The sequence below is a fragment of the Parabacteroides sp. TM07-1AC genome, assembly GCF_003480915.1.
Lineage (GTDB): Bacteria > Bacteroidota > Bacteroidia > Bacteroidales > Tannerellaceae > Parabacteroides > Parabacteroides chongii.
Genome location: NZ_QUKD01000004.1, coordinates 193,672 through 214,479, shown reverse-complemented (window position 1 = coordinate 214,479; position 20,808 = coordinate 193,672). Strand labels below are relative to the sequence as shown.

Genomic DNA, 20,808 nt, shown 5'->3' with positions numbered 1-20,808 from the left:
GGATCAATGTAGTTTTTCAAATTCTTTCATTGTTGCAACCAAAGCTTCTACGCTGCTCTTCGGCATAGCGTTATAAAGAGAAGCACGGAATCCACCGACAGAACGGTGTCCTTTGATGCCTACCATACCGGCTGCAGATGCGAATTTATTAAATTCGTCTTCCAGTTCCTTATATTCGTCATTCATAACGAAACAAACATTCATAATAGAACGGTCTTCCACAGCAGCCGTACCCTTGAATAATTTATTCCGATCGATTTCATCATACAGAATTGCTGCTTTTTCAAGATTCATCTTTTCAATAACAGCAACACCACCCAATTCCTTATACCACTTCAATGTCTGCAATGCAGCAAAGATCGGAAATACAGGAGGAGTGTTGAACATAGAATCTTTTTTGATATGAGTGTTGTAATTCAACATGGTAGGAATTGCACGATCTACATGCCCCAAAGCATCCGTACGTACAATGGCCAAAGTGACACCTGCAGGAGCCAGATTTTTCTGTGCACCGGCATAAATTATATCATATTTGGAGATATCGATCGGACGAGAGAAAATATCAGAAGACATGTCGGATACCAAACGTACATTCATATCAGGATCATAACGCATTTCCGTACCATAGATCGTATTGTTAGATGTAAAGTGGAAATAGTCCGAATCTTCTGCGACTTTATAGCCTTTAGGGATATAGGTGTAGTTAGCTTCCTTTGAAGATGCTACAACATCCACTTCTCCGAATAATTTAGCTTCCTTGATCGCATTAGAGGCCCATGTCCCCGTATCCAGATAAGAAGCTTTTTTGTTCAACAAGTTAAAAGGAACCATACAAAACTGCATGCTGGCACCACCACCCAGAAATACAACTTCGTAACCAGCCGGCACATCCAGTAACTCTTTGATCAAAGCTCTGGCCTCGTCGTTTACTGCAACAAATTCTTTACCTCTGTGAGATACTTCAAGAATTGATAACCCTGTACCTGCGAAATTCTCAACAGCTGCTGCTGCATTCTTAATCGTGTATTCGCTCAGAATGGAAGGTCCTGCAGAAAAATTGTGCTTCTTCATATCTATTTCTTTTTAATGTTATATATTATTTAAGTAACGTGTTTTTCGAAAACAGGCGGCTAATGTACGAATTAAATTGAAATTTGAAAATCAAAACCCGAAAATTATTAGCAAAAAGGCACATATTCATCATTTTCACCGTCTTTTACACAGTCAATTTTCTGCTTTCAATTATCAATTGTCAATTACTAAAACCGATCTCCCCACAATTTTTTCATCTGTTCAATCAGTTTCTGTTCAGCCGGATTATTCTGCCCTTTCCAAAAGCGTTGATTCAATACTTCCTTGGGCAAATATTCCTGTTCAACAAAGTTGTTCTTATAATCATGTGCATATTTATATTCTTTCCCATACTCCAACTCCTTCATCAAAGCCGTCGGAGCATTCCGCAAATGAAGCGGAACCGGAAGATTACCAGTACGCTCTACCAAAGCCAATGCGTCATTGATTGCCATATAGGCAGAATTACTTTTAGGGCTACTGGCCAGATAAATTGTCGTTTCGGCCAGGATGATACGCCCTTCCGGCCAACCGATCTTCTTCAAAGCATCAAAACAGGCATTCGCCAGCAATAACGCATTGGGGTTAGCCAATCCTATATCCTCCGATGCAGAGATTACCAGCCTCCGGGCAATAAACTCCGGATCCTCCCCTCCTGCCACCATACGTGCCAACCAATAAATAGCTCCATCAGGGTCACTTCCCCTGATCGATTTGATAAAAGCTGAAATAATATCATAATGCATCTCTCCGCCTTTATCATATGCTGCTGGATTTTCCTGCAAACGGTCTACTACTTTCTGATCCGTTATCTCGATCTTATCCGTTTCTTCTGCCGATATGACCAGTTCCAGTATATTCAGTAATTTCCGTGCATCTCCACCCGAATAACGAAGCATAGCATCTGTCTCTGTCAGGACAATATCTTTCTCTTTTAATACGATATCCTCTTTGACCGCATGATTCAATAAGGTAAGCAAATCACTTTTATCCAACGATTTCAATACATAAACCTGACACCTGGATAATAGCGGACGGATCACTTCAAAAGAAGGATTTTCCGTTGTAGCCCCGATCAGCGTAACCACTCCCGTTTCTACAGCATTCAACAAAGAATCCTGCTGGGATTTACTGAAACGATGTATTTCATCAATAAATAAAATAGGCGATACCGTATTGAAAAAACGATTGCTCTTTGCTTTTTCAATCACATCACGTACATCCTTCACACCCGAACTGATAGCACTCAATGTATAAAAAGGTGCCTCCAGTTTATTGGAAATGATCTGTGCCAGTGTGGTCTTACCTACTCCCGGTGGTCCCCACAAAATAAAAGATGGGACCCGGCCAGCATCTATCATTTTCCTCAACACGGCTCCTTGCCCTACAAGGTGCTTCTGTCCGATATAATCATCCAGTGTTTTCGGACGTAATCTCTCTGCTAAAGGTTGATTCATCATGCAGACAAAAGTCGGATATTTTATTTACTTTTCAAAGCATAACCAGCGTAAAAATTAATCCGTAAACAAATGTTTGAGAACAGATTTTTATAACAAAAAGTCAACTGATTAACCCTAATACCAAAGTCAAACATATACAATACTAGCATTTTGTCAACAAACATTAGAGAACACAGAAATCCCTCCATCATTTCTTCCACGTTCCCTAATGCCATTATCCAATATCATTTAACACTTGACAGACTCGATAAGTCACGAACCACAGTCATGTCCATAATATTACTGTATATCTCTGTTGTACGCACACTTTTGTGTCCTAAAAGCTTCTGTACAGTCGTAATATTTGCACCGTTATATAATAATAATGTAGCGTTCGTATGCCGGGCCGTATGGAATGAGACTTTCTTATCTACATTCGCCATCTTACAAATCCGGCGCAATTGCTTGTTCACGTTCGAATTGGAAGAGACTGGCATATCGAACAAGGTCCACGGATTATTCTTATAACGCTCGTAGATAGGAAGAGATTTCCCATCAAACAATAAGAACAAAGGCAGACGAACATGGACATCTGTTTTAACAGATGAATAGATCAACCAGACTTTATCTTCGATAAAGAGAAAATTATCCTTCGTGATACTTACGATATCCGAAAAACGAAGCCCAGTATAGCAACTGAACAAGAACATATCCAGTGTCCGTTGCAGCGTCCGGCGACCTTTCAGATTTAAACTTTCCAACTGCTCCAATTCTTCCGGTGTAAGATGAGTTCGTTTGCTTTCCATATACTTTATTTTATATTTGCGGAAAGGATAACGGTGCAAATCAAACAGATCCTTATTGATAGCCAGGTTTATGTAGCGCTTCAAATGCTTCATATGTTTAGCAATCGTATTCCGATGATATTTATTTACCAGCATATAATGCTCGAAATCGCAAAGAAAATTAAAGCTCAGATCATTGAAACTCACATCCGCTTGAAACGAAGACAACACCTGTAATGTCGAAAAATGATTCTTCAGCGTTGACTGTTTCAGATTACTCTGAGTGATCTCATTTTTCATAAACAAAGAAAAAGAAGTCTGACCAGCATCAGGTTTCTCTTTCAGATCACTCAAAGAAAACTCTTTACCACTATGAGCAACTTCAAGCTCCACCTGTTCCAATTCTGCAATGAAATTAGTCAGATACTGATTTAAAGACTCCATATTAGGATGATTCTTCACTGCTTTTCTCTTTGCATCCCACTGAAAAGGCTTGACATAAACCTTTGTCGAAAAATACTTTTTCTGCTTGTTCAGGTAGGCTTCTACCTGAATCAAAGCTTTACCCTCTGAGTTCAACTGTTTTTTACGGTTGAACACCAAGTTATAAATTACTTTTTCCATGATATATAATTATTTTCTGAATGAAACACGAAGGAACAATAATTAGTTCTTTCTTATGTCTAAGACAAATTAAAAATTTGTTATTACATATTTACCGGAGTTCCGAAAAGACGATATCACGTCTTACCCTTGCCTTAAAAAACAAATGATCCGGAAAACTCATTTCTACTATGAGTGTACAAAGATAAAAGAGACTTACTAATCATAAAAAACAAAAAACAAGAAGTAGCTTTCCAAAATGGATACAAAAAAGCCTTTTTTGCCCACTCGGTTCTAAAAACAAAACAAGATTATTATTATTTTCTAATGTTAGAAAGAAAAATCATTGGAATGTAACTCTTTTTGATTATTCATAAGAGAAATAGTATCAGATTATTATATATCCGGGGATTAAAGCAAGAAAAAAACAGATGTTCTTCTACCCAAAAAAAATGTTGTAAATGCTTTGTTTGTATAATCATTCAAAGCATCTACAACATTTTTATCAATATATCAAAACTACCTTATACAGTAGGTTGAGGCGCTGCAGGATTGTTGTCTTTATCTGCAATACCTTTATTGGTTTCCATTTCACATTGCGGAATACGATAAATCAAAATCTGAGACTCCGGTTCTATATTATACTGAACAATAGCAGCATAATTCGTATTCTTACGTACGATAGGTTTTTTTAGGCGTAAAACATCGAACAAAGAAAAACCTTCACCCCAAAATTCCATACGACGTTGCAACCAAATTTCATCCTGCAAATCCTGAGCAGAAGAAGCCGTACAACTGTATGACGGATTACGATACGTTTTTACGAAATCTTCCAATGTACGTTTTGCTGCAGATACGTTTCCGGACATTGCTTCACCTTCCGCTTTGATATAGTACATTTCCTCCACACGCATTAAAGGCCAGTCCTGAGAGTTGGTCGTATTACCCATTACATCCTGATAAGCACCAAATTTCACATTAGCATAAGGTGTCAAACCAAAATAATCAATCACAGATTCACCTCCAACTGAAGCATTATCAACCAAAGTAGAGGTTGTATCCGGAGAAATAAACCATTGTTTACGGATGTCTGTATCCGGAATCTGATTATATAATGCAGAACTTACATAACGCCATGCACCTGTCAAAGTTGTATATCCGTTACCAGTCAATGAACACAAGTGCGACGGCCAGTTGATGATACCGGTCGTTACAACATCATTATCCGGAGTAATCATCACACCCCACAACCAGGAATCAGCAGAAGCTGAATTGAAAGCCGGTTTTGACACTTCAGCCAAAGAATACGGAGTTCCACCAGCCAAAGCCTTTTCTGCATCCTTAGCAGCATCTGCCCACTTCTGCATTAACAGATTGGCACGAGCACGCAGACCATAAGCAACAGCTTCGTCAATCTTGTCCTTATTTGTACCGTTATCATTACCTGCCAATAATTCAACAGCTTGATTCAAATCAGACATAATCAATTCATAAACCTGAGCAACTGTAGCACGCGGATTCGTCTGCATTTCTTCTTCTGTCATTCCTTCTGTAATGATCGGAACACAAAGATCATTTTCATGACCAACATATGTAAATTGATAAGTCTGAGCTAAATTCAGATAATCGAAAGCACGGGCAGCTAAAGCCTGACCACGATAAACCAACATAGTGGGATCATCAGTCCCCTCTGTCAATGCAATAACATCATTTGCTGCTTTCAGATGGTTATAATATGTCTTCCAAATCAATTCGCCTTCAGAACTATCATAAAGACGATCTGAATAATTCTGAGAACGATTAAACCAGTTATAACCAGAAGTCGTACAAGGCATATCTTGACAACTTTGATCATAAAACTGGAAAACGGCTGCTATACCATAATCATTGTGATATGTATTTGCATCATCGGAAATAGTGCCGAATACATTCAACTGGGCTGACATTGCATTCACACCAGCTATCACCATATTCGGACGCTGTTCGATAATATCCTCGTTTTGTTCGCCACCTACATATTGACCTTCCGGCAATTTATCCAAATCACAGGAAGCCAGTGCTAAAGCAACACCTGCGAACATTAAATATTTATTTGTCATTTTCATATTCTCTAAATACATTTACGGATTAGAAATTCAAAGAGATACCGCCTGAGATAGTGCGGATCGGTGAATAAACATTATCAGAAGACACATAACCCTGACGTGGATCAAGCCCTTTACGCGCTGTGAGTAATGCAACATTATCTGCTACGAAATACAAACGAATACCCTCAACCTGGAACTTCCGTGTCAATGATTTCGGCAATGTATAACCGAATGTGATATTCTGTAAACTCAAATAATCGGAACTTGTCAGGAAACGGTCCGTCAATCTGTTAGCATACTGATCTTGTACATTCATACGGGGAACATCTGTATTTTTATTTTCCGGAGTCCAGGCATTCAACATATCTTTATGCCAAGCAGATCCCTGAGCATCAACACTCATCAAACCTTGATAGGTATAATCCAAAACACGTCCGCCTAACTGATAAGCAAATGCAATAGAGAAATCGAATCCGTAAGCAGTGAAGCTAGTTCCAAAACCGCCATATACTTTCGGCAAAATATCACCTGTAGCAAAACGATTATTAGAAGCTACAGAATATTCAGTAGTAACTGTATTACCATCTTTATCCGGTTCCAATAATGCCCACTGGCTTTCACCTGTTTCCGGATTAACTCCCGCATATTTAGGCAAATAAAGTTGATACATAGATTCATCTTCACGATAAATACGAGAACCATCAATCAACTGTCCATTCAATTCAGGGGCTAATTCCAACACTTTATTCTTAAAATGCGTCAAGTTCAAATTGATATTCCAGCTAAAATTCTTTGTATCAATGATAGCAGAGTTCAAATCTACTTCAACACCACGGTTTACCATTGAACCTACATTTTCCGGATAACGGGAATATCCCATAGACGGAGAAACCGGCTTAAAGTAAAGCATATCAGTTGTCTTACGTGAGAAGTATTCAGCAGTACCACTTAACTTTCCACCCCAGAAATTAAAGTCAAATCCGGTATTGAAACTGTGTGATGTTTCCCAAGTGATGTCCGGATTACCTTTATAATACAAAGAGGTTGCAAAATCGCCATTACTATTAGATAAGGTTAGCTGATCCATATAAGGATAGTAGTTACGGTATAAACCACCTTGAAACATCAGATTATCATTACCCTGTAAACCATAGCTAATTTTGAACTTCAACATATCGATCCAATTCTGATCAGCTAAGAAAGCTTCCTTGTTCATCAACCAGCCAGCACCGATTGACCAGAAATTACCCCAACGGTTATCCGGATGGAAAGCAGAAGAAGCATCACGACGGAAAGAAGCAGAACCGAAATATTTGCCATCATAATCATATTGTACACGGAACAACCAACCTTCTGTAGCATAATTGTTTGTGTAAGATGCATTGTTCTGGTTCAGGATACCATTGTTCAGTTCAGGAACATTCGGGTTATACAACTTCTCACGACTACCATACAGATAAGAATACTTATAATTATAGTTTTCGTGACCTGCCAAAACATCCAAATTGTGAACATCATTGAATGTCTTATTGTAAGTCAACAAATACTGCTGGTTTGTACTGAATGAGCGAGTAGCTTCAGTATTGATAATACCACCAACACCACTTGTTTCTGAATACTGTCCGTAAAATGGATTTATTAAATCTCTCATACGTACGTTATTTGCATCAACACCGATATTGATTTTAGCTTTAATGCCACCCCAAATATCAATATCAGCAAACCATTTACCGCTTACTACATCACCAGAATAGTTTCTCTTATCCAACATATAGCTAGCCAGCGGATTCGCATTCGGAACTACGTTTTCACGGCTGAAGTTTGTATCAGATCCGTAATCATAGCGCTTGTAACCACGATTGTCAGTCATGATATTTCCTTCTGCATCACGGATATACATCGGATAAATAGCCCCCATTATATTAGCAGCATAGAAAGCATTACCATTGGAAGTACCACCTTCTGTATCCTGTTCACGGCTGTCATAATGAGTAAATGAGACATTACCACCCATTCTCAACCAAGATTTCACTTGATATTCCGCTTTCAAACGAGCTGTATAACGTTGAAAACCTGAGTTCGGAACAATACCCTTATCATCCAAATAACCTGCAGACATATAATAGTTCATTTTTTCAGTAGCTCCGCTGACACTCAAGTTATATTCTTGACGGGTATTGTTTTCGAACAATTCATCGCTCCAGTTGTCAGGTTTATAATAATATGTACCATCACTGTATCCTAATTTTGCATTCGGATTCAATCTACCATCCATGCCGATCAGCCGTTCACCATTCGGTAAAGTAAATACTTGATATCCTAAATAACTGCTGGAAAGCATAGCGTTATTTGCATAAAGATTTGCATTAGCTAGATCACCCGCCGCCGCATATCCTTCCAAGTCTCCATTATAAATAGCCGCATAAGCCAATTCATAGAACTTACCCGGATCTGTTACAGCTTCGTATGAAGGAATACCGCGTTTGTTAACACCCCATTTAGCATCAAATGTCACGCGAGCATCACCGGACTTACCTTTTTTAGTAGTGATTAAGATTACACCATTAGCACCACGAGCACCATACAAAGCATTCGATGCTGCATCTTTCAACACTGTCATCGATTCAATATCAGAAGTGCTGATTGCTGAAATTTCGCCATCGTAAGGAACACCGTCCACTACATACAATGGCTTATTGCTGGCAGAAATAGAACCGATGCCACGGATACGTACTTCAGCATCTTTACCTGGCTGTCCGTTATTGTTGGTTGTTTGTACACCGGCAACCTGACCAGCCAAAGCACCTGTCAGGTTGGCTGCCTGACGTGCTGCAATCTTTTCGGTTTTAATCGTTGCAGCCGATCCGGTAAATGCAGATTTCTTTGCAGTACCATACGCAACAACCATAACTTCATCAAGCACTTGATTATCACCTTCCAACATTACATTTAATACTGGTTTTACAGCTACTTCCTGGCTTTTCATACCTACGTACGAAATTACCAAAGTCTTTGCAGAACTTGGTACATCCAAAGAGAACGCACCATCAAAATCAGTCACTGTACCGACCATCGTACCCTTTACGACAATCGATGCACCAATAATTGGCTCATTGTCATCCGCCGAAATAACAGTACCTGTTACTTTGGTCGTCTGAGCATTAGCCAATCCAATGCCTAAAAACAGGCAAAATAGAAGATAAGTCAACTTCTTCATAGACACACTTTTTTATTTAACTTATAGATAACTAATTTGTACTATATTATGTATAATTCGCCTAAAACCTATTCTAAAACATATCTGAGAAGCTGCAAATGTAATAATAAATTTATTATAACACTACAAATGTAACAGGAATTTACAAAAAACAGACTGTTAATTAACTAAATAGTCCTTCAAATGGCTGTTTTCTGATAATTATTCATCTTCCTATTTCATAAATTAACAGGGCTGATAGTTTAAATTTTCTTATTTTTAACCGGACCTTGTTTATTCTTCTAGGTAAGTAAATCATGCTCTAAAAAGGTGTTGGGTCCATTTTGGTAGAAAAGACAAAGCTTTTTTTGCCCTAAATTTATGCAGAAATACAGTACGCACTGTTGAAACGTAACGCCGCATGGATCTTTTTCAATACTCATTTTTCGTATAAAGCATCTTGATCTTTTATTTTTTTACTCTAAAAAAAGTCGTAATCAAGAATATTTCTATTTCTAAATTAATAAGATAAAAAGTGCATAAAAGTTACCCATATCTATATAGTAATGTACTCCCCTGAGTCTGCTCATCATGAATGATGGGTGATAAGTGAATAAAAAACATAGTTCTGCAAAGACGCTGGTCGTTTCTTACGTAGGTATGGAAACTCAAGAGCTGGCGGTGTCTTCCAGGGTTTATATCAAGTTGAAATCAGATACACAGAACCTCGATGAGGTTGTCGTTGTAGGCTATGGAACTCAACGCAAGAAAGATGTTACAAGCTCTATCGCCAAAGTTGGAGGCGAAGCGCTTAGCAACCTGGTAGCATCCTCATTTGATACCCAGCTGGCAGGACGTGCTGCCGGGGTACAAGTTACAACCCCTAGCGGAGTACTCGGTGCTGGACCTCAGTTTAAGGTTCGCGGTATGAGTACCATCAGCTCCAGCTCACAACCACTGTTTATTGTAGACGGTATGCCTATCGCTACCGGAGACAATGGAGATGGTAAAACCGGTCTGGGACAGTTGTATGCTTCATTCAATGCCATGTCGGATATAAACCCGAATGATATTGAATCAGTTGAAATATTAAAAGACGGTGCTGCTACGGCCATTTATGGTTCACGTGCAGCGAATGGCGTTGTTTTGATCACTACGAAAAAGGGAACAAAAGGACGTGCTAAAGTTACTTATGACGGATATGTAAGTGCAGCCAGTGCAGCTAAATTACATGATCTTTTGGGTGCAAAAGATTTTGTCATGATCGCTAATGAAAAATTAGAGAACTGGGATGAGAAAGGACAAGCGGTTTATAATGCTTCAGATCCTGATACAAAATGGAACGATTATATCTTCCAGACCGGTTTCCAGCATAATCACAACGTTGCTGCCAGCGGTGGTACAGACAAAAGTCAGTATTATGTATCTTTCGGGTTTACAGAGCAGGAAGGTATTGTTCGTTCAAATGATATGAATCGTCTGACTTTGAAAGCCGATTTGACCCAGCAGGCAACAAAATGGTTACGTATTGGTTTGAATGGCCAAATGAGCCGGACCAAATTGAATGGTATATCAAATTCGGAAAACTCACTGGGTGGTGTAGGTTTTGCCGGAGTTCGTATGCTTCCGAATGTGGCCGTTTTCGATCCTAATGATGTAACAGGTTACAATATTGATAAAGAAAGCCGTAAAACATTGGGACGCGGAAACAATCTTTCTTATATCGACAATGGTATTCAAAACATCGTTTGGGCATTGGATAATAATGTGAACCGCTCTACCAATACACGTACCATCGGTGGTGGTTGGGCTGAGATCACTATTATAGACGGACTTACACTGAAAACTCAGGGAGGTCTCGATATCTCTAATGTAAAAGACTTCATGTATTGGGATTCTGAATCAGGTGACGGTTATGGACGTAAAGGTTTGCTTGAAGAAGTAAATACAACTTACGAAAACTGGAACTGGCAAAATATCCTGAATTTTAACCGTTCATTTAACGATGTGCATAATTTAAGTGCAACAGCTGTTCAGGAATACACTCACAGTGAGTATGAATATACAGATGCTGCCGTTCAGCAGTTGTCCGACAGGTTCTTTACAGACCATATTATCTCCAATACTTTTGGAATAAAAGATATCGGCGGATACAAAACATTTAACGGGCTTGCTTCTTATATGTTCCGTGCGAACTACAATTATGATAGTAAATATTATGCAGGTGCATCTATCCGTTACGATGGATTGTCCAGTTTGCCGAAAGATACTCGCTGGGGTACGTTTTGGGGAGCTTCTGTTGCATGGCGTTTATCCCGTGAGAACTTCTGGAAAGATTCTCAGGTGAACGAATGGTTCAACGATTTGCGTATTCGTGCCAGCTACGCTACATTAGGTAATTCAGATTTGGGTAATAACTTCCCGTATTTGGGAACTTATGGAGCGAAACTGTACGGCTCGCAATCCGGTGTTGCCTGGAACCGCATGGGTAATAACAACCTGAAATGGGAAACGACCGAAACTTTCGATTTAGGCCTGGATGGTTCTTTCTTCAACAACCGTCTGACATTTGAGCTGGCTTATTGGCAGAAAAATTCAAAAGACCTTGTATTGGAAGTTCCGACTCCTCCGACAATGGGTATTCCTTACAATTCATATTACGATAACATTGGTAAAATTAAGAACTCCGGATTTGAGCTGACCGTAAGTGGAACAGTTATCTCAACGAAAGATTGGAACTGGCGTTCAGAATTGAACTTCTCTACTGTAAAGAATACAGTTAAGTCATTGTATGGTGGAACTGATATCATTGACAATTATACAATTATTCGCGAAGGTGAGTCTTATCGTTCACTATACGGATACGACTATTACGGTGTCAATATGGTAAATGGTAACCCTATCTGGAGAAAAGCTGATGGCAGCCTGGTTCAGTTCGATACATTCGGCTCGTATGACTATGTTGAATATGATCCGTCCAATGCTAAAGACGTATCCAAACCATCCTCTTTAGGATCCAGCGACCGTAAAATATTAGGTTCATCTATGCCTACCTGGTATGGTGGATGGAACAATACAATAACCTATAAAGATTTTGATTTGAATGTATTCCTTCGTTTCTCAGGCGGTAATAAAATCATGAATGCCTCTCGCCAGAGCGCTTTGATGAATATGGAATTTGCTAATAACGGTAAGGAAATTTTAGGCAGATGGGTATCTCCTACACAAACGGGTGATGGTATGACTCCAAGAATCGGTTATAATGACCAGTCTGTCTTGTTTAATGACGGTTTCACTGACTCTCACTTCGTTGAAAAAGGAAATTACCTGAAACTGTCTAACCTGGCTTTGGGATATACTTTGCCGAAATCTGTTTTATCGGCAATAAATATAACAAAGGTACGTGTGTATGCACAGGCTCAGAATTTGTTCACTATCACCGGGTACTCAGGTTTGGACCCGGAAACTAACACTCGTCTGGGCGTAGACTGGAATGGTATGCCTCAGCAGCGTTCGTTTACTTTTGGAGCAAATGTTACATTCTAAGATTATAAAACAGTAGAAAAATTACAATTATGCTAAATAGAAAACTATATAAAAATATATCAGTTGTAGCATTGGGCGCAGCCTTAATTTCGCTACCCTTATTCACTGCTTGTGAAAGCGATGTGGTGGATCTATCTCCGGTCGATAAATTCTCCGATTTGACAGCTTACGGTACTCCGGCACGATGTGAGTTATCTATGATCGGTGCTTATGATGCAGCCCAGTGCGGCATGTATATCAACTCAGACAATGGCTGGCAACGTGGTTATCCATTCGGGGCTGCCAGCATACAACAAGGTGAAATGAGAGGCGAAGATATGAACTTGACAGCCGTATTTTACGATTACACCTATTCTGCGACCTACAATTTGTCTACGGCAAATAATGTCGCTATGTGGGAGACTTCTTTTGAGGCCATAAACCGTTACAATACAGTTTATGCAGGTCAGGAATATGCCGGTAGCAATGGCATACTCGATGAAGCGACAGCTAATCAATATAAAGGCGAATGCCTGTTTTTACGTGCTTTAACATATCATAATTTGATGGTTCATTATGCACTCCCTTACAATGTGGATGGTAATAATAATTATGGTATGCCGCTTTATATTACGGCAATCAATACACCGGAAGCCATTCAGGAGGCTTTGCTGATCGGTCGTTCAACTGTTGCTGAAACATATGCACAAATCATTAAAGATCTGGATGATGCAGAACAATTATTGCCGGAGGTTGTCACTGCAGGCAAGATATCCCGCGCATCTAAAGGGGCTGCTATTGCTTTAAAGACCCGTGTTTACTTGCATATGCGGAATTGGGCTAAAGTTATCGAAGAAGCTGAAAAACTGGATGGCGGACGTTTCCAATTGGAAGCAGATCCGGTTACTCCGTTTACTTCAAGTGCTGATAACAAAGAATCTGTTTTCTCGATTGAACATACTACGGAAGATAATCCGGACGTCAATGGTTCTTTAGGTCAGATGATGTCGGGTCGTAACGGAGGACGTGCCATTATAACTTCATCTCCTACCGTTTATAACTCCAAATACTGGACAAAAGACGACAAGCGGCGTAACTTGCTACTATACCGTGAATCCGACAAATATTATTACTGTGATAAATATCAGGATCCTACTTCTCAGGACGCATGGGCTCCGATTCTTCGTTACTCGGAAGTTCTTCTGAATGAAGCAGAAGCAGCAGCACGTAGTAACAATAAGACATTGGCTCTTGAAAAATTGAATGAAGTGCGTAACAGATCACTGGCAAATCCGGCACAGGAAAGTTACAAGGCTTCAGATTTCGCTGATACCAAAGCGCTGTTAGAAGCTATTCTTTGGGAACGTCGTATTGAATTTCACGGTGAAGGCCGTCGTTGGGAAGATATTCATCGTCTTGCAAATGACGATCTATTCCCTTCCGGTGGTATCCCGGCTAAAATTGAATACAACAACAGCAAGGGCGTAGGTGCATTCGTTGTAAACGGAGAAGTTAAATCTGAATGGTATAGTTCCAGTAAGAAATTTATTCCTTATACAGACAAACGTTTTATTTGGCCTATTCCGTTGAATGATATCTTAAGAAATCCGACATTGGCAAAACAGCAAAATGCGGGTTGGGAATAAACCTCATATTGACAAGAAGATATATTTTCGAGTCTTTATGCATTAAATAGATATGTTAAAAAATATTAGTCGCCAAGGTATTTTCATTTACCTGGTATATTAATCCGATTTACCCGGTAAGGTAGTGACAAATTGATAATTAGAAAAAAAGTGTCCGGGTAAATATTTTAACGTAAAAAAACAGATGTAACCAACAAATTTGAAATCAATTGATTTCAAATTTGTTGGTTACATCTGTTTTAATTACCTTTGTTTCAATCGAAAAATAGATAAAAGTTATGAATACTCCTTTTGTGTATGGCCGCATAGCCGATAAAGATAATTTTACAGACAGGGTACAAGAGGTTAAGTTGCTTACCCAAAATTTCAATGGCTTGGTTAATACCGTCATTATTTCTCCACGCCGTTGGGGGAAAACTTCTTTGGTAAGTAAGACGGCACAAATACTTCAAAGTTCAAGTAGGGATTTTATTATTTGTCAGGTAGACATATTTAACTGCCGGACAGAAGAAGAATTTTATGTTGCTTTTGCCAATGCATTGCTAAAAGTTTCAACCTCTGCCTGGGAAGAATTTGTATCCGGTGTAAAAAAATATTTAGGAAAAATGGCTCCGCTTATTTCAGTATCAGACAGTAGTCAAACCTATGAGTTTTCATTCGGAATAAGTTTTAAGGATAATAAGATGGGATATGATGAAATATTGGATTTACCGCAAGTCATAGCGAATGATACCGGGAAAAAAATCATTGTCTGTATCGATGAATTCCAAAATATCAATGAATACGAAGATTCTTTGGCTTTCCAACGTAAACTGCGCGCTCATTGGCAGAAACAAACTTCTGTCTGTTATTGTCTTTACGGGAGTAAACGGCATATGTTACTGGATATTTTTAATGACTATAGCATGCCATTCTATAAATTCGGGGACATTTTATTTCTTCACAAGATAGGAAGGGAAGATTGGATTTCATTTATTTCCAGTCGCTTTTCCGATACCGGAAAAGAAATTTCAAAAGAATTATGTAATCAAATAGCAGCCAGGGTAAAGGATCATCCATATTATGTTCAGCAGTTAAGCCAACAAGTTTGGTTACGTACAGAAAAAAAGTGTACCGACAGTATTCTCGATGAAGCATTCTTAAGTCTGACAGGTCAGTTAAGTCTTCTGTTTGCCAATATAATAGACACATTAACATCCAAACAAATTAATTTTTTATTGGCGGTGGCAGATGGTGTCACAAATTTCTCGTCGAAAGATGTTCTTACAAAATATAAACTGGGAACTTCTGCAAATATAAAAAATCTAAGAAAGGCGACTTTGGAAAAAGATTTAATAGACATTCTACCCGGAAATATAACCGAACTTCAGGATCCTGTTTTTGAATATTGGATAAAAAATATTTATACAGGTTCACTACGGTAAACACCTCCTTTTAGGTAGAATTTGAGTATGCAAATTAGCTACTCAAATTCTACTTTCTTTTTTCAGTATAAATTATCATAAGTTAGATTTCAATAGATCTAAAAAATAATCCATTAGTTTAAGCTGTTTGGATAGGGGTATTTATTGGATTGACAGAGATTTACGCGCAAATTATAATACATTGATTATCAATATATTACAGATAAACGTAGTTCTGCAAAGACTCTGGTAATTTCGTACGTGGGTATGGAAACCCAAGAATTGGCAATTAAGCCTAAACTGCGGGTACTAATGGAGTCTAGTTCACAGGCTTTGGAAGAAGTAATGGTCGTAGCTTACGGTACGGCAAAGAAATCAGCGTTCACAGGATCTGCATCTACAATGAAAGCAGAAAAGATTGCAGAACGCCAAGTTGCAAACGTTACAAATGCTTTGGCTGGTCAGGTAGCCGGTGTACAGGGTGTGAGTGCAAACGGACAACCGGGAAAAGCTGCTACTATCCGTATCCGTGGTATTGGTTCTATGAGTTCTAGCAGTTCTCCTTTATACGTAGTTGACGGCGTTCCTTATGATGGTGATATTGCAGCGATCAACCCGAACGATATCGAATCGATGAGTGTACTGAAAGATGCTTCTGCCAGTGCAATCTACGGAGCACGTGGTGCAAATGGTGTTGTATTGATTACAACTAAAAAAGGTACTGCTAGAGAAGCAGTAGTAACTGTCGATGCAAAATGGGGTAGCAATTCACGTGCCGTACCTCAATATAATGTAATGAAAGACCCTGCCATGTATTATGAAACAGCATACAAGGCTCTGTATAACAGCAAAGCTTATGCCGGAGGAAGTGCTGCGGATGCTCGTGCTTATGCATTGAATAATATTTTCTCTTCAGACAATGGTGGAGTAGGATATCAGGTTTATACTACTCCTAACGGAGAAGATTTTATCGGTACAGACGGTCGTATCAATCCTAATGCAACATTAGGTTACAGTGATGGTTCTTATTATTATACACCGGATGACTGGTATGATAATACTTTTAATAAAGGAAATTTACGTCAGGAATATAACGCAACAGTATCAGGTGCTTCTGAAAAGATCAATTATTATTTCTCTTTAGGTTATTTGGATGATGCAGGTATTATTTCCGGCTCAGGTTTTACTCGTTATACAGGGCGTTCAAAAGTAGACTACCAGGCAAAGAGCTGGTTGAAGATTGGTGCAAATATGGCTTATACATATTATGACAGTAAGGCTCCGGATGCTCAGGACAAATGGGGTTCATCTGGTAACCTTTTCTATATTACCGACCTGATTGCTCCGGTTTATCCGATCTATGTAAGAAATAATGACGGTAGCATAAAGGTGGATAATCGCGGTTATACTGTTTATGACTTTGGTAACTCTACAGGTCAGGTTCGTCCTTTCATGCCTATGGCTAATCCGGGCGTAACTTTGGAACTGGATAAATTCCATGCATATACAGATGTATTGAATACTAAATTTTACGCAATCGTTGATTTGTATAAAGGCTTGCAGTTTACAGCAAATGTCGGTGTAAACTCAAGTAACCAAAGAAGTTCTATCCTGAACAATCCTTTTTATGGCGGAGCTGTTGGTTCTGAAGGTTATGTAAACGTTAAGAATGAAAGAAATATCGGTTTGAACCAGCAATATTTGCTTACTTATAAGCAAAGTTTCGGTTCACATAATATCGACGCATTGGTAGGTTATGAATCTTATAATCTGAAAATCCAGAAAATGGAAGGTTCAAACAAAAAACTTTATAACCCGTTCATTGGTGAACTTAGCAATGCTATCCAAACACCTCCGACTGTAAGTTCCTCTACGGATACTTATTCTACACTCGGTATTCTGGCTCGTGTTCAGTATGACTATGATGGAAAGTATTTTGCTTCTGCTTCTTATCGTCGCGATGCTTCTTCACGTTTCCACCCGGATCACCGTTGGGGTAACTTCGGTAGTGTTGGTGCTGCGTGGTTGATGAACAAGGAAGAGTTCTTCAAGAATCTGGATGCTACATGGATCGACTTGTTGAAGATAAAAGCCAGTTATGGTGTACAAGGTAATGACAACTTGTTGCTTACAGATGGTATTACTCCTAACTATTATGCTTATTTGGATCAGTATACTGTATCTAACAGTGCTGGTGATTTTGCAACATCATTTACTTACAAAGGTAATAAGGATATAACCTGGGAAACTTCATATAGTTTTAATGCCGGTCTTGAATTTACCTTGTTCAAAGAAAGATTAAGCGGTAGTTTCGAATATTTCAGCCGTAAGACAGTCGATTTGCTTTACAACCAGCCGGTGCCTATTTCATTAGGTTATTCAACGATCCCGATGAATGTTGGTTCTATGAGAAATGCAGGTGTTGAATTAGATTTGAATGCTGATATTATCAGAACGAAAGATTTGACATGGTCATTCAATCTGAACATGACTCATTATAAGAACAAGATTCTTGATCTGGCAGAGACAGCAAAGAATAATGGCGGTATCAAGAGTTCTGTAACTATCCGTAATGTCGGAGGTTCTTTGTATAACGCATATTTGGTTAAAGATGCAGGCGTTGATCCTGAAACAGGCAAGGCTTTATATTATGTAGATCCGGATAATGGAGACATGACTACTACTGATGATTTCAGTGCAGCCAAGCAATCAGATTTAGGTTCTACTTTGCCTAAGATATACGGAGGTTTCGGTACTTCTGTTCAATATCGCGGATTTGACGTTTCTGTAGGATTGTCTTATCAATTGGGTGGTAAAGTGTACGACTATTCTTACCAACAGTTGATGCACAGTGGTGAGGCAAATACAGCAGGTACTAACTGGCACAAAGATATTTTGAATGCATGGAGTGAAACCAATAAAGGCAGCAATATCCCTCGTATCAGCAGTGCAGATAAGAGAAATCAGGATTTGTCTTCACGATTCCTTCAGAGCTCTAACTATTTGAGCTTGAATAGCGTGATGGTAGGATATACATTCCCGAAAAAATGGACAACTAAATTTATGGTAAATAACTTGCGTATCTTCTTCTCTGGAGATAACGTGGCACTTATCGCTTCCAGAAAAGGTCTTGATGCTCGCCAGAACTTAGGTGTTGCATACTTCGGTAATGATGATGCCGTAGGTGCAAAATATTCTGCACTCCGTAGTTTGTCAGGAGGTATCAGTGTTACATTCTAATTTATTGTAAACAAAAAAGATGAAGATTATGAAATTTATAAATAAATCATGGATATTAATTCCGGGACTGGTTTTGGCAACTGCCTCTTGTACAGATCTAGATACACAACCCGAAGGCGGAAATTCTACTTCTGACCAGAAACAGGAAATAGCGGAAGCAATTCCCGAACGTGTAGCAGCCGATTTGAGCGGTATGTACTTTTCAATCGGTAAACAGTATTGTGTGTATGGTGAAGATAATCCACGTGATGACGACTTCGGTTATCCGGCAGCTTGTTTGTCGCTGGATTTGAATGGAGCGGACATGGTGAGTGATGCCAGTGGATATAACTGGTTCTCCGTTGCCAGTGAATATGCGGATAGAATATATAATTATGCAAATCCGAATATGCGTTGGGCTATGATTTACAACCAGATTAAAATGGCAAACGATATTATCGCCACTATCCCGGAAGATAATACGGATAAAACACTTAATTACTATAAGGCACAAGCTATCGCAACCCGTGCATTCGATTATCTGACACTGGTTCAGCAGTATCAGTTCACTTATAAAGGAAATGAAAGTAAGCCGGCTGTTCCGATTGTGACAGATAAGGTAGAAGGTGATCTGTTGAATAATCCGCGTGCATCTGTTCAAGAAGTATATGACTTGATCATGGACGACCTGAATACTGCAATTCCTTTGTTGGAAGGATACAACAGAAAGTCTAAAAACGAGATCGATCAGAATGTGGCTTATGGACTTCGCGCTCGTGCAAATCTGGTTATGCAAAACTGGGCTGCTGCTTATGAAGATGCAACAAATGCATTAGGCGGATATACTCCTTATAGCCGTGACGAAGTAAGCAAACCGGGTTTCGTTGATTCTAATGACCATAACTGGATGTGGGCGTTGATTCTGACTCCGACCAATATGCCGGATGCTTATCCTTCATGGCCTTCTGTGATTTCTTCTTTCTCTGGTGATTCATATTCTTGTGGTGTTGGATGTTATAAAATGATCAATACGCTGCTTTATACGAAGATACCGGATACGGATGTAAGAAAAGGATGGTGGGTAGATGAAAAACTGGATTCTCCGAACCTGAAAAATGTATCTTGGAGAGGCTACGATGGACAACCTATCGGACCGTTGGTAGTTCCTGATGTAAAAATGGCATATCTTCCTTATACAAACGTTAAGTTTGGTGCTTATCAGGGTATTTTGGGGAATAACATCAATGCCGGTGACTGGTGTATGATGCGTGCAGAAGAAATGATCTTGATCCAGGCTGAAGCTAAAGCTATGAGCGGAGATCTCGGTGGTGGAAAACGTATCCTGGAAGATTTCGTAAAGAATTATCGTGATCCGTCTTATACAAGCAAAGCTACTTCTGCTACAGGATTCCAGGATGAAGTATGGATGCAGCGCCGTGTTGAATTGTGGGGAGAAGGATTTGCTTTATTTGATATCCTACGTCTTCAGAAAAATGTTGTTCGTTTCAACAATCGTGTCGAGAGTAACTTCCCGGATGGATTCAAATTTAATTTGGCTGCCAACAACGGTTGGTTGCTGATGCGTATCCCGCGTAATGAAATTAATGCCAACAACGGTATTTCGGAATCAGACAATAATAATGAAGGTACATTACCACAGAGTGGTGAAGGTGCAGGTCTGACTGATGGAGTAGTTGACTAATTAGAATTTGCAATATTATAGAAAAGAAGGTGTCCTCCGGGATGCCTTCTTTTTTTTGTTCGCCCAAACATGTTCCCCCTACTCAGTGAAGGATATCAGGTAACACCAAATAACTTTAATTACAAGTAGTAT

General features: G+C 39.2%; 10 protein-coding genes. 5 read left to right on the top strand and 5 right to left on the bottom strand.

The features are described 5' to 3' along the window. Nucleotides 1-3 precede the first annotated feature (3 nt). The 5 genes from serC to DXD68_RS10800 all read right to left on the bottom strand — a co-directional run bounded on the left by serC (nt 4) and on the right by DXD68_RS10800 (nt 9,202). Entirely contained in the window at nt 4-1,071 is a 1,068-nt protein-coding gene (serC, locus tag DXD68_RS10825; RefSeq protein ID WP_122361517.1) for a 3-phosphoserine/phosphohydroxythreonine transaminase, read from the bottom strand. 188 nt (nt 1,072-1,259) lie between these two features. Beyond that, entirely contained in the window at nt 1,260-2,531 is a 1,272-nt protein-coding gene (locus DXD68_RS10820; protein ID WP_122361516.1) for a replication-associated recombination protein A, read from the bottom strand. A gap of 224 nt (nt 2,532-2,755) precedes the next feature. Further along, complete coding sequence (locus DXD68_RS10810; RefSeq protein ID WP_122361514.1) at nt 2,756-3,919, bottom strand: site-specific integrase; 1,164 nt, start codon at nt 3,917-3,919, stop codon at nt 2,756-2,758. A 503-nt stretch (nt 3,920-4,422) separates the two neighbouring features. After that, on the bottom strand, nt 4,423-6,003 hold the full coding sequence (locus DXD68_RS10805) for a RagB/SusD family nutrient uptake outer membrane protein (protein ID WP_122361513.1): 1,581 nt from the start codon (nt 6,001-6,003) through the stop codon (nt 4,423-4,425). A gap of 22 nt (nt 6,004-6,025) precedes the next feature. Next, nucleotides 6,026-9,202: a SusC/RagA family TonB-linked outer membrane protein gene (locus DXD68_RS10800; protein WP_122361512.1), complete on the bottom strand. Its 3,177-nt coding sequence runs from the start codon at nt 9,200-9,202 to the stop codon at nt 6,026-6,028. 588 nt (nt 9,203-9,790) lie between these two features. Here DXD68_RS10800 and DXD68_RS10795 point away from each other — a divergent pair. The 5 genes from DXD68_RS10795 (at nt 9,791) to DXD68_RS10775 (ending at nt 20,676) form a co-directional block, all read left to right on the top strand. Further along, entirely contained in the window at nt 9,791-12,727 is a 2,937-nt protein-coding gene (locus DXD68_RS10795; RefSeq protein ID WP_233577099.1) for a SusC/RagA family TonB-linked outer membrane protein, read from the top strand. A 29-nt stretch (nt 12,728-12,756) separates the two neighbouring features. Then, nucleotides 12,757-14,352: a RagB/SusD family nutrient uptake outer membrane protein gene (locus DXD68_RS10790; protein ID WP_122361511.1), complete on the top strand. Its 1,596-nt coding sequence runs from the start codon at nt 12,757-12,759 to the stop codon at nt 14,350-14,352. A gap of 278 nt (nt 14,353-14,630) precedes the next feature. After that, nucleotides 14,631-15,776 carry an AAA family ATPase gene (locus tag DXD68_RS10785; RefSeq protein WP_122357342.1) on the top strand — a complete coding sequence of 382 codons (1,146 nt, stop codon included), beginning with the start codon at nt 14,631-14,633 and terminating at the stop codon, nt 15,774-15,776. 195 nt (nt 15,777-15,971) lie between these two features. Continuing rightward, on the top strand, nt 15,972-18,995 hold the full coding sequence (locus tag DXD68_RS10780; RefSeq protein WP_255419284.1) for a SusC/RagA family TonB-linked outer membrane protein: 3,024 nt from the start codon (nt 15,972-15,974) through the stop codon (nt 18,993-18,995). 28 nt (nt 18,996-19,023) lie between these two features. After that, entirely contained in the window at nt 19,024-20,676 is a 1,653-nt protein-coding gene (locus DXD68_RS10775) for a RagB/SusD family nutrient uptake outer membrane protein (protein WP_122357344.1), read from the top strand. Nucleotides 20,677-20,808 lie beyond the last annotated feature (132 nt).

What these genes read in the sequence shown, in the direction of transcription:
- serC (WP_122361517.1), bottom strand. Translation starts at nt 1,071, where the DNA reads ATGAAGAAGCACAATTTTTCTGCAGGACCTTCCATTCTGAGCGAATAC.
- DXD68_RS10805 (WP_122361513.1), bottom strand. Translation starts at nt 6,003, where the DNA reads ATGAAAATGACAAATAAATATTTAATGTTCGCAGGTGTTGCTTTAGCA.
- DXD68_RS10800 (WP_122361512.1), bottom strand. Translation starts at nt 9,202, where the DNA reads ATGAAGAAGTTGACTTATCTTCTATTTTGCCTGTTTTTAGGCATTGGA.
- DXD68_RS10810 (WP_122361514.1), bottom strand. Translation starts at nt 3,919, where the DNA reads ATGGAAAAAGTAATTTATAACTTGGTGTTCAACCGTAAAAAACAGTTG.
- DXD68_RS10785 (WP_122357342.1), top strand. Translation starts at nt 14,631, where the DNA reads ATGAATACTCCTTTTGTGTATGGCCGCATAGCCGATAAAGATAATTTT.
- DXD68_RS10775 (WP_122357344.1), top strand. Translation starts at nt 19,024, where the DNA reads ATGAAATTTATAAATAAATCATGGATATTAATTCCGGGACTGGTTTTG.
- DXD68_RS10820 (WP_122361516.1), bottom strand. Translation starts at nt 2,531, where the DNA reads ATGATGAATCAACCTTTAGCAGAGAGATTACGTCCGAAAACACTGGAT.
- DXD68_RS10790 (WP_122361511.1), top strand. Translation starts at nt 12,757, where the DNA reads ATGCTAAATAGAAAACTATATAAAAATATATCAGTTGTAGCATTGGGC.